Genomic DNA, 1,018 nt, shown 5'->3' with positions numbered 1-1,018 from the left:
AGGGCACGGCAACGGCCTTTGGTATTTCAAAAGCCCTTAGCCCGACGAGCGGAAGGATTTGCAGAATTTCTTTCAGGAAGGCGCGGGTATCGGCCTTTTCCGCCTCGCTGAGCGCCGGTTCTTGGGGGAATTGCCATTGTCGAGATAGCAGCGCTTCGCCTCTTTTGCCCGTTTGACCAGCGCATGTTCTATCCAAGTAACATGGGCACGATTTAACCCGCCACTGTTTGAGACGAAGACAATTCCCCAATCCCAAAAATCTTTGCTTTTATTACCAGTATAATGCGTCTCGATTCTTTCCCGCGCCTCATCGGCCTGCCCGATATAGAGAGTGGGCAGCTCGTCATCCTGGCCACCATAGCCGACAAGAATATAGACACCGGTTCGCTGAACCTCCGGGCGCAAGCGGACCTCCTGCCATTTGGCGCGCGGGAAAACGATGCCAAGGCCGGTCCAGTTTAAACGATCAATCAGGCGAACGCCTTCCGGGTCGCCATCGGGAACGAAGATGCGGATGGTGAAGGGATCAGCCATGCCGAGCTATCTCACTGTCGCCAAAAACTGCATCACGATCCGGTAGGCTGGCTCATAGCAGCCGAGCACCTTCGGATCGGGGTCCACTTCCCCATGTAGCAGGGCGTTGCGCATGGCGTAGATCGTTTCGATCAGCCCGAGAGCAATTCCTCAGGCGAGCACTGAAACTCCATCGCGCCAACTCGCAGGCGGTCGGCCCCACCGCGCAACAGGTCGCGCATCGGGCGCGGGTTGCAGCCGTCATAGAACTCTCGAAGCTTGGTCTGCTGTGCGTCCGATAGCTTCGCAGTAAAATCAGCGTGGCTATAGACCGCGTTCGGCTCATACTGCACCTGCATGTGCTGGAACTTCACGCTCCCATTGCGAGAGGTGACGGTGATCTGGATATTGCCACCTGCAATTTTCTCGGCCTTGTATTCATACCCGCTGCGCTCGATCCGTTCGCGGTTGAAATGCTTGGGCGCGATACAGACGCTGCGGAGCG

At 56.9% G+C, this 1,018-nt stretch carries 2 protein-coding genes; both read right to left on the bottom strand.

Going from position 1 to position 1,018, the window contains the following annotated elements:
* Positions 1 to 72 precede the first annotated feature (72 nt).
* Positions 73 to 534: a GIY-YIG nuclease family protein gene (locus VZ95_RS19805; protein WP_198148430.1), complete on the bottom strand. Its 462-nt coding sequence runs from the start codon at positions 532 to 534 to the stop codon at positions 73 to 75.
* A 131-nt stretch (positions 535 to 665) separates the two neighbouring features.
* The coding region (locus tag VZ95_RS19800) for a hypothetical protein (protein ID WP_198148429.1) at positions 666 to 1,018 on the bottom strand (353 nt) is incomplete at its 5' end.

This window comes from Elstera litoralis (assembly GCF_000963705.1).
GTDB lineage: Bacteria > Pseudomonadota > Alphaproteobacteria > Elsterales > Elsteraceae > Elstera > Elstera litoralis.
This window is presented reverse-complemented; position numbering and strand designations above follow the sequence as displayed.